General features: G+C 36.4%; 9 protein-coding genes. 7 read left to right on the top strand and 2 right to left on the bottom strand.

Annotation, left to right across the window (positions count from 1 at the left end):
* From WC622_RS15640 to WC622_RS15630, 3 genes are all read left to right on the top strand, one after another.
* Positions 1-583 (top strand): carboxyl transferase domain-containing protein (locus WC622_RS15640; RefSeq protein WP_372820638.1); only part of this gene is annotated, 583 nt, incomplete at its 5' end.
* Positions 584-668: 85 nt separating this feature from the next.
* Complete coding sequence (locus tag WC622_RS15635; protein ID WP_372820637.1) at positions 669-1,076, top strand: GNAT family N-acetyltransferase; 408 nt, start codon at positions 669-671, stop codon at positions 1,074-1,076.
* 115 nt (positions 1,077-1,191) lie between these two features.
* Entirely contained in the window at positions 1,192-2,310 is a 1,119-nt protein-coding gene (locus WC622_RS15630; protein WP_372820636.1) for a M42 family metallopeptidase, read from the top strand.
* 719 nt (positions 2,311-3,029) lie between these two features.
* Here WC622_RS15630 and WC622_RS15625 read toward each other — a convergent pair.
* Positions 3,030-3,773: a hypothetical protein gene (locus tag WC622_RS15625; protein ID WP_372820635.1), complete on the bottom strand. Its 744-nt coding sequence runs from the start codon at positions 3,771-3,773 to the stop codon at positions 3,030-3,032.
* Between the two features lie 456 nt (positions 3,774-4,229).
* Between WC622_RS15625 and WC622_RS15620 the strand changes: the two genes are divergently transcribed.
* Genes WC622_RS15620 through WC622_RS15605 form a run of 4 tightly spaced genes read left to right on the top strand, consistent with a single transcriptional unit; the run spans position 4,230 to position 8,521 of the window.
* Positions 4,230-5,798, top strand: coding sequence for a helicase HerA-like domain-containing protein (locus WC622_RS15620; RefSeq protein WP_372820634.1), 1,569 nt, complete (start codon positions 4,230-4,232; stop codon positions 5,796-5,798).
* A 54-nt stretch (positions 5,799-5,852) separates the two neighbouring features.
* Positions 5,853-6,752, top strand: a complete 900-nt coding sequence (locus WC622_RS15615; RefSeq protein ID WP_372820633.1) for an NDP-sugar synthase — start codon at positions 5,853-5,855, stop codon at positions 6,750-6,752.
* A complete protein-coding gene (locus WC622_RS15610; protein WP_372820632.1) occupies positions 6,743-7,819 on the top strand; it encodes a phosphotransferase enzyme family protein in 1,077 nt (358 codons plus the stop codon). The genes WC622_RS15615 and WC622_RS15610 overlap by 10 nt, the downstream gene beginning before the upstream one ends.
* Before the next feature lie 18 nt (positions 7,820-7,837).
* Positions 7,838-8,521, top strand: a complete 684-nt coding sequence (locus tag WC622_RS15605; RefSeq protein WP_372820631.1) for a TMEM175 family protein — start codon at positions 7,838-7,840, stop codon at positions 8,519-8,521.
* Positions 8,522-8,648: 127 nt separating this feature from the next.
* On the opposite strand, the gene dnaK is transcribed toward WC622_RS15605, so the two are convergent.
* Positions 8,649-9,963: molecular chaperone DnaK (gene dnaK / locus WC622_RS15600; RefSeq protein WP_372820630.1), on the bottom strand; the 1,315-nt coding region annotated here is incomplete at its 5' end.

Genomic DNA, 9,963 nt, shown 5'->3' with positions numbered 1-9,963 from the left:
TGTAGCAAATCAGCCCGCCTATATAGCAGGCGTTTTAGATAACCATGCTTCTGTAAAAGCAGCACGTTTTGTACGCTTTTGCGATAGCTTTAATATTCCATTATTAGTTTTTGAAGATGTACCTGGTTTCTTACCCGGAACCGATCAAGAATGGAATGGCATCATTAACAATGGAGCAAAATTATTATACGCATTTAGCGAAGCCACCGTTCCACGTATCACCGTAATTACACGTAAAGCCTACGGTGGTGCATACGATGTAATGAACTCTAAACACATTGGTGCCGATATGAATTATGCGTGGCCATCGGCAGAAATTGCTGTAATGGGCGCTAAAGGTGCTGCAGAAATCATTTTTAAAAGAGAAATTACCGCCGCACAAAACCCTCAAGATAAGTGGTTAGAAAAAGAAAAGCTATACTCAGAAATTTTCGCTAACCCGTATCGTGCAGCCGAACGTGGCTTTGTAGATGAAGTAATCGAGCCATCTCAAACACGAGTTAAATTAATTAAAGCCTTTAAAATGCTAGAAAACAAAGTAGTTAATAATCCTCGTAAAAAACACGGAAATATCCCACTTTAATGGAAAAGGTAAAATGTGTAATGGAAGATGTTTGGGTTTTACAAATTCCATCTTACCTTTTACATCTTACATATAACCTAATTAAATGGCAGTAGTCGAACAAATATTTCCATCCCTTACTTGGCGTATTAGACATATTGCCATGTATCCCGAGCATCCTTACGAATTTGTAAAACTCGAAAACGATTTTGATGGAATACACTTTGGCATTTATGTAGATTACGAACTGTCCGGTGTAGTTTCACTATTTATACAGGGTAATGTTGGCCAGTTTCGTAAACTAGCAGTTTTACCAGATTTGCAAGCAAAAGGTTTAGGCAAACAATTAATGGAATACTTAATCGATTTTTGCAAAACTCAAAAACTGACAAAACTCTGGTGCAATGCCAGGGTAAATGCAAAGGAATTTTATACTAAATTTGGCTTCCACCAAACAGATAAAACCTACACCGCAGATGGTTTTGATTTTGTAATGATGGAAAAGGAATTTTAGATGGTAGGTTTACTACTTACTATTTAAACACAAGAATAAAACAACAATTAGATGAATGAATTTGGTTTGGCACTTGTCATTCTAAAATTGTAAATCTAAAATATAAAATAAGCTTATGGCAAAGAAAAAAGAAGAAGAAAATAAAAAGAAACACGTTCCAGTAGTCACTAAAAAATCTATACAGTTTTTCGAGAAATACATTAATAACCCAGCACCAACTGGCTACGAGTGGGAAGGACAAAAATTGTGGTTAGATTATTTAAAACCTTACATCGACGAACATTTTATAGATAATTACGGTACAGCAGTAGGTGTAATTAATCCAAAAGCAACGTACAAAGTAGTTATCGAAGCACACGCCGATGAAATCTCATGGTATGTAAACTACATTACCAGTGATGGTTTAATTTACGTTATTCGTAATGGCGGTTCAGATCATCAAATCGCACCGTCAAAACGCGTAAACATCCATACCGAAAAAGGATTAGTCAAAGCCGTTTTCGGTTGGCCAGCAATTCATACACGTCATGGCGAAAAAGAACAAGCACCAGAATTAAAAAACATCTTTTTAGATTGCGGTTGTACCACCAAAGAAGAAGTAGAAAAATTAGGTATTCATGTGGGCTGTGTAATTACCTACGAAGATGAGTTCATGATTTTAAACGATCGTTACTACGTAGGCAGAGCATTAGATAATCGTGCGGGTGGTTTTATGATTGCCGAAGTAGCACGTCTATTAAAAGAGAACAAGAAAAAACTTCCTTTTGGCCTATACATCGTTAACTCTGTACAAGAAGAAATTGGTTTACGCGGCGCCGAAATGATCGCTCAACGCATCAAACCAAATGTGGCTATCGTAACCGATGTAACGCATGATACGACAACTCCAATGATTAGCAAAATAACGCAGGGTGATTTAGCTTGCGGCAAAGGACCAGTAGTTTCTTACGCCCCAGCAGTACAAACCAACCTAAATAAACTGTTAATTAAAACGGCCGAAAAACACGATATTCCGTTCCAACGTCAAGCATCTTCTCGCTCTACAGGTACAGATACCGATGCCTTTGCCTACTCAAACGGCGGCGTTCCATCGGCATTAATTTCGCTACCATTGCGCTACATGCACACCACCGTAGAAATGGTGCATAAAGAAGATGTTGATAATGTAATTAGCTTAATTTACGAAAGCTTATTAAACATTAAAGCCGATCAAGATTTTAGAGAGTTTAAATAACTAACCCGCCCCGTCATTCCCGTGAAAACGGGAACCGTAATGCAGTAAAAAAGCTTTATTAAATATTAGGCCTAAAATTAATTTCTTAGGCCTTTTTTATACATAACCCTTTTTCGAAAAGCAAAAACACCACACCTATTTAAGCCAGCCCTGCTTTCCGCTCCAAGTCCTCGTTTCGTACCTCAACTTGCGGGCTTTACACTACAATCAGGTTTATAAAACAAAACCACTGCAAAACACAACCATTTAATAAACGAGAAAGATTTCTCCACTACGGTCGAAATGACGACCATCATCCAACCTTTCCAAAACCACAACCCATTCCCAAGAACGAGGACCGGCTTTGTAGCATCCCGAAGGAGAAAGCATTCAACCGAGTGGCTTGCCACGAGCTCAAACAAACAATTAAAAACAATAAACCAACTTGTTTAAACTTCAGCACAACCCTTCATAAACCACTACCCAAAACAGAAAGCAGTTCGATCCTTCATCGAACCTTTTTCTGTTGCCAAAAAAAGTTTTAATAGCTTAATCCGAGAGATGATAAAAAGCCTTGATCTTTTGTTTCTTTTCTATCAAGAGAAAAGAAAGAGCCACAGCGGCAGCGAGCTAAAAAAAGTGCTTCGTGGCTCGCAATGACGAACGCTTTACAAGTTCTACAATATTAATTTCCATCATATGTTCCCCTCACATTAAAGAGAGAGCTTAGGGCTCAGGTTCTACTTCAACGTTCTAAATCTCAGCCCAGAAATCTGTTTATATTGCACACTGCTCGCACCAAATACAGATTTTACATACGTTTTTACAGCCATAGCTGTAGCAACAACACCCGTTTCAAAATTATACATAACCTCACTGCGCAACATACGCACATTATTAAGTGCAATTTCATTAAACATAACAGCAACATTCAGTTGTTTAAACGTGTTATATAATGCAGTTAGCGTAACAACTTTCAACTCTGTTTCATTGGGTTTGTACTGGGGTATAGACGCCAGCAACTTTATTAATTTATCAAAATGATCTAATAAACTATCATAACTTAATTGCGATACAGAAATCTGATTAACCACCTTCCCCTCACCTGCTAAAACAATTTTCTCCTCTTCAGTTAGTTTAGGTGTTGCCCTTTTACCCTGCATCTTCCTATTTAAAGTTTCCACGTTCCCAATAACCTGTATCGGAGTATCAGTAGCTTTCAACGCATTTAGCAAACGGGTGCAGAGCTTTTTTAAAGGTTCAAACGCTATTTCTCGAGCAGCTACAGCATTACTCCAACTAGCAGACAATACATGAAGTTCATTTATGGCATCCTTTGCCTTTATTAACTGTCCCTGCATGTTACCCACATTAATAGATACTTTAGAAGGTTTATAAATGGCACCATAACCAATTACATAGGCTATTAGGGCTTCAAAGTTTGCCAAGTTCTTAGCATGACCTGTTTCATAAATTTTTGACATTGTTTTAAGTATAAAATGATAATCTTGTTAATTAATTTCAAGATATTAATTTTAAACATCCACAAATCACCTAATCTCTAGTCTTTTAGGGGAATAACGCCAGATTAAAATAAGCCTACCATCCGCAAGCAGAAACCTAGCAAGCGCAAGTAGAAACTTAGCAGGCGCAAGCAGAAACCTAGCAGGCGCAAGCAGAAACCTAGCAGGCGCAAGAAGAAACCTAGCAGGCGCAAGCAGAAACCTAGCAGGCGCAAGCAGAAACATAGCAGGCGCAAGCAGAAACTTATCAGACGCAAGCAGAAACTTAGCAAGCGCAAGTAGAAACCTAGCAGGCGCAAGCAGAAAGCCAACAGGCGCAACTTCAATTTACACCATGTGCCCCCTCTTCTACAGCGTGTGATAAGATTTTCGTTTCTCCTATTTCTTTCTTAATTTAAACGCATAAACATCTACACTATGAGCGATAAAAAATCTTTATACATCGAAAAAATAAAAGCATCGTACGCACCAACAAGCGCATCTATATATTTAGGTGCAGGAATTTTAGATGGTGAAGTATTGAGTGAAGCAGAGGTAAATTTACCCCTACGAATGATGAACCGTCATGGTTTAATTGCAGGAGCAACAGGAACAGGTAAAACGAGAACCTTACAACTGTTAGCAGAACAACTCTCAGATGCTGGAGTGCCAGTTTTTATGTTGGATGTAAAAGGCGATCTCTCTGGCTTAAACCAACCAGGAACGACTAACCCAAAGATTGAAGAAAGAGCAACACAACTGAACAAACCCTTCTCCCCTAGTGGATTTCCGATAGAATTGTATTCATTAAGTGGTAAACTCGGTGCGCAAATGCGAGCAACAGTTACTGAATTTGGCCCTGTATTATTAGCTAAAATATTAGAATTAAACGAAACTCAAACCGGTGTATTAGCGGTAATTTTTAAATACGCCGACGATACGAAAATGCCTATTGTAGATTTAAATGACTTAAAAAAACTATTAGGCTATTTATCTGAAGGAGAAGGCGCCGCAGAAATAAAAAGCAGTTACGGATCTATCTCTACGGCAACTTCGAGCACTATTTTAAGAAAAATTGTAGCGATAGAACAGCAGGGCTTAGGCAATATGTTTGGCGAGACCTCTTACAATATCGAAGATCTTTTTAATCGCATAGATGGCAAGGGAGTAATTAGTTTATTAAACATTTCTGATGTTCAAAATCAGCCAGTTTTATATTCTACATTTCTGTTAAGCTTATTGGCAGAGATTTATAACGCAATGCCAGAAGCTGGGGATTTGGATAAACCTAAATTGGTTTTCTTTTTTGATGAAGCACACTTGCTTTTTAACGATGCACCTAAAGCATTTTTAGAACAAGTAAATACCATAATTAGGTTAATTCGCTCTAAAGGAATTGGTGTTTTCTTCTGTACGCAATCGCCAATGGATGTGCCCGAAAGTGTGTTGGCTCAGTTAGGCAATCGGGTACAACATGCGTTGAGAGCATTTACACCTAACGATGTAGATGCCTTGAAAAAAACGGTTAACACCTACCCTAAATCTGATTTTTACGAGATTGATAAAATACTTACGGGGTTAGGTACTGGACAAGCGTTGGTTACGGTATTAAATGAAAAAGGCATTCCTACAGAAGTTGCAGCAACGATGCTTACACCACCAAGAGCAGTAATGGGGCCAATGGCAGCTATAGACTGTGAAAAACTAATGCTGGCCAGTCCATTGTTCACCAAATATCAAGCAGCAATTGATCCTGTAAGCGCTTTCGAAATGCTTACTGATAGAATTAATAAAAAACTAGCAGAAGAAAACGAAGTAAAAGCTGCTGCTGAGGAACAAGAACGGATAGAAGCCGAAAGCAAACCTAAACCAGGAGAAAAAAGTATTGTAGAACAAGTGATGGGCGCTACAATAACTCGCCAAATTGGGAAAGAAATTGTTCGCGGTTTATTTGGAATGCTAACTGGCAAAAAACCTAGATCTGGCGGTGGTTTATTTGGCTTTTAGTATTATCTTTAGCCCACTTTAAACTACTATCATTAACAAAAATATTTTCAATAGATGAAACCTACTTTATTAATATTGGCAGCTGGTATGGCTAGTCGTTACGGAAGCATGAAACAAATTGATGGATTTGGTCCAAATGGCGAAACTATTATCGATTATTCTATTTATGATGCTATTAAGGCAGGTTTTGGCAAAGTGGTGTTTATTATTAAAGAAGAATTTGTAGATAATTTTAAAGCTATTTTTGAACCTAAATTGAAAGGCAAAATTGAAACTGATTATGTTTTCCAAAACTTCGATTTAAAGCAATTTGGCATTGAAGAGGAAATTTACAGAGAGAAACCTTGGGGAACAGCGCATGCCATTTTATCGGGAAGAAAAGTAGTAAAGGAACCTTTTTGTGTAATTAACGCAGATGATTTTTATGGCTTTGATGCATACGAAAAAATGGTTCATTTTTTAAATACTGAAGCTACAGATAGTAATTATTCTATCATCGGTTATCAAATCGGAAAAACTTTATCAGATTTTGGAGCAGTTTCTCGTGGTGTATGTAAAGTTGATGCAGGCGGCAATTTAGAAGAGATTGTTGAACGCACTAAAGTTTATCAAAAAGATGGTACAATTGTATATGAAGAGGACGAAAAAGAATACCCATTAGCTTATGAAACACCTGTTTCTATGAATTTTTGGGGCTTTACTCCTGCTGTTTTCAAAATTACAGAAGATTTATTTAGAACTTTCGCATTGGAAAACAAAGACAGGCCAAAGGCTGAGTTTTTTATTCCTTTAATTGGAGAGAATTTGGTTAAATCCAATACAGCAACATTTAAAGTGGTACCTACTTCTAATCAATGGTTTGGTGTAACCTATAAAGAAGACAAGCCTTTTGTGCAAAACAGCATAGATCAGTTGATAAAAGACGGGATGTATCCTGAAAGTTTATGGAGCTAAGTATTGCTAAAGAAGTAATAGAGGCTTACGGATTTACAGCCGACACTGTATCTTTACAACAAATAGGTTCGGGACATATTAACCAAACCTATTTGCTTTCATCTTTAAAAGACAATAAAAAATATATTCTTCAAAACGTCAATACTGAGGTTTTTAAAATGCCATTTGCTATTGCGAACAATATTAAAGCAGTAGCCGATTATTTAAAGGAGCATAACCCAGATTATCTTTTTCCAGCTCCAATGGCTACTTTAAATGGAGATTTGATGGCTTCTCATAACGATGAGTTTTGGCGTTTACTTCCATTTGTAGAGGGTACATTTGCATTTGATACACTAAGCGAAACTAAACAAGCATACGAAGCGGCAAAACAATTTGGCAAATTAAGTAGGTTATTAAATAAGTTTGACACTTCAGTTTTAAGTGTTAGCATTCCTTGGTTTCATGATTTAGCTTGGCGCTATGAGCAATTTACTTTTGCATTAAATCAAGCTCCAGTTAATTTAAAAGCTAATGCACATGAAGTAATAGAAACTGCTTTACATCATCATTTTATTGTAGATTATTACCGTTCTTACGAGCGGAGTAGCGAATTCCCTAATCGTGTAATGCACCACGATACCAAAATCAGCAATGTATTATTAAACTCTTCTACAAATATCGGCGTTTGTGTTATTGATTTAGACACCTTAATGCCGGGCAAATTCATCTCCGATTTAGGGGATATGATACGTACTTATCTTTGTGCTTTTTCTGAAAACGAGAAAGATCTTAACAAGATAAAAATCAGATTGCCTTATTTCGAAGCTACAGTTAAAGGTTATTTATCTGAAATGGCATCAATTTTAACTCCTACGGAAAAGGAATTGATTTTGTTTTCGGGCAAATACATGGTTTATATGCAAGCTTTGCGTTTTTTAACTGATTACTTAAAAGGAAGCATATATTATCCTATTACCTATCCAGCACAAAATTTAGATAGAGCTAAAAATCAGTTTAAGCTCTTAAGCGAGTTGTTCGAAAGTGAAAAGATTTTGCAGGATATAATTGAAGAATGTTTATCTTAAAGTTATAAAATCTTAATTATGTCGCAGTTAAATAACGAACTCAAAAAAGAATTTCAAATTGAAAGGATGATTTTGTTTACTGATGCCGTTTTTGCAATTGCAATAACATTATTAGTAATTGAAATAAAGCCACCTCATATACACGTTGGAATGAGTAATGAGCAAATTTTAAGTCAGTTATCTGATCTAAATCCTCTTTTTATCGGTTTTATCGTAAGTTTTTTCGTCATTGCAATCTATTGGCGCTCTCACCATCGTTTATTTTCATTTATTAAAGATTATGATGACAAACTTATTTGGTTGAATTTCTTATTTCTATTTACCATTATTTTAATGCCTTTTAGTTCGGCCTATTATAGTGAGCATTTTGGTTATAACGTACCTTTTTACTTTTATTGTTGTAATGTTGCAGCCACAGGTTTTGCTAATTATGCATTATTGGCATACATTATCAAACACAGAGGTAAAATAGCAGATGGTTTTGATGACTTAAGAAGTAGGCAATTAGCGAGATGGCGCACTTTAATTGTTCCTGTCATTTTTATTTTAGGCATTTTAACTTCAATGTTGCTTCCTGCTAAAATCCAAACCTTAAGTAGACTATTACCAATATTAATTTGGCCCGCTCTAACCATATTAAATAAATCTTTTGGACCAAAATCAGAAAAAATAGCACCCTCTACTAAAAGGAAATTGAAATAACCATTAACTAGTTAAGAGCAATCAATCTTTACTGTTACTTAAATGTATTTCAAAAAAAAGCGTCACTGAATTAATCAGCAACGCTTTTTATATTTATATCTTCGGACTCTTGGTCTTCAGATTCTGACTATTTTTTCTCGTCGTCTTTTACTTCTTCAAAATCAACATCAGTAACAGTATCGCCACCTTGTTGAGCATCTGCTTGTGGCGCTCCATCTTGTGGTTGACCATCTTGACCTGCTTTGTACATTTCTTCTGAAGCTACGTTCCAAGCATTTTGCAATTCTTCTTGAGCTGCATCAATATCTGCAAAGTTACGAGACAAATGAGCTGCTTTTAATTTCTCTAAACCAGCTTCGATTGGAGCTTTTTTATCATCAGACAATTTATCACCAAACTCTTTCAATTGTTTCTCAGTAGAGAAAATCAAGGCATCAGCACCGTTAATTTTATCCGCTTCTTCTTTTTGTTTAGCATCTGCTTCAGCGTTAGCTTCAGCTTCTTCTTTCATTTTTTTGATCTCTTCATCAGTTAAACCAGATGAAGCTTCGATACGGATTTTTTGCTCTTTACCAGTAGCTTTATCTTTAGCACTTACGTGTAAAATACCGTTTGCATCAATATCAAAAGCAACTTCTACTTGAGGTACGCCACGAGGTGCAGGTGGAATTCCGTCTAAAATAAAACGACCAATTGTACGGTTTTGAGCAGCCATTGGACGCTCACCTTGTAAAATATGGATTTCTACCGAAGGCTGATTATCAGCAGCTGTAGAGAAAGTTTCTGCTTTTTTAGAAGGGATAGTTGTGTTAGCTTCAATCAATTTTGTCATTACACCACCCATGGTTTCAATACCTAAAGAAAGTGGAGTAACATCTAATAACAATACATCTTTAACTTCACCAGTTAAAACACCACCTTGAATAGCAGCACCAATTGCTACAACTTCATCAGGGTTTACACCTTTACTTGGATCTTTACCGAAGAAAGATTTAACTGCTTCTTGAATTGCAGGAATACGAGTTGAACCACCTACTAAGATAATTTCGTCGATATCACCAACTTTTAAACCAGCATTTTTTAAAGCAGATTTACAAGGATCAATTGTACGTTTAATTAAATCGCCAGCCAATTGCTCAAATTTAGCACGACTTAACGTTCTAACTAAGTGTTTTGGTCCACTAGCATCAGCAGTAATATAAGGTAAGTTGACTTCTGTAGAAGTTGTACTTGATAATTCAATTTTTGCTTTTTCAGCAGCTTCTTTTAAACGTTGTAATGCCATTGGATCTTGACTTAAATCCATTCCATTTTCGTTTTTAAATTCAGCAGCTAACCAATCGATAATTACGTGGTCAAAGTCATCACCACCTAAGTGTGTATCACCATCAGTAGATTTTACTTCAAAAACGCCATCACCTAATTCTAATACAGAAACGTCA

Origin of the sequence: Pedobacter sp., from assembly GCF_041662865.1 — a bacterium.
GTDB lineage: Bacteria > Bacteroidota > Bacteroidia > Sphingobacteriales > Sphingobacteriaceae > Pedobacter.
The sequence above is the reverse complement of the archived record's forward strand: the minus strand, read 5'-3'. Positions and strand labels throughout refer to the sequence as shown.

Bases quoted from the DNA above. Each gene is read 5' to 3' on its own strand.
- WC622_RS15635 (WP_372820637.1), top strand. From the start codon at position 669: ATGGCAGTAGTCGAACAAATATTTCCATCCCTTACTTGGCGTATTAGA.
- WC622_RS15630 (WP_372820636.1), top strand. From the start codon at position 1,192: ATGGCAAAGAAAAAAGAAGAAGAAAATAAAAAGAAACACGTTCCAGTA.
- WC622_RS15625 (WP_372820635.1), bottom strand. From the start codon at position 3,773: ATGTCAAAAATTTATGAAACAGGTCATGCTAAGAACTTGGCAAACTTT.
- WC622_RS15620 (WP_372820634.1), top strand. From the start codon at position 4,230: ATGAGCGATAAAAAATCTTTATACATCGAAAAAATAAAAGCATCGTAC.
- WC622_RS15615 (WP_372820633.1), top strand. From the start codon at position 5,853: ATGAAACCTACTTTATTAATATTGGCAGCTGGTATGGCTAGTCGTTAC.
- WC622_RS15610 (WP_372820632.1), top strand. From the start codon at position 6,743: ATGGAGCTAAGTATTGCTAAAGAAGTAATAGAGGCTTACGGATTTACA.
- WC622_RS15605 (WP_372820631.1), top strand. From the start codon at position 7,838: ATGTCGCAGTTAAATAACGAACTCAAAAAAGAATTTCAAATTGAAAGG.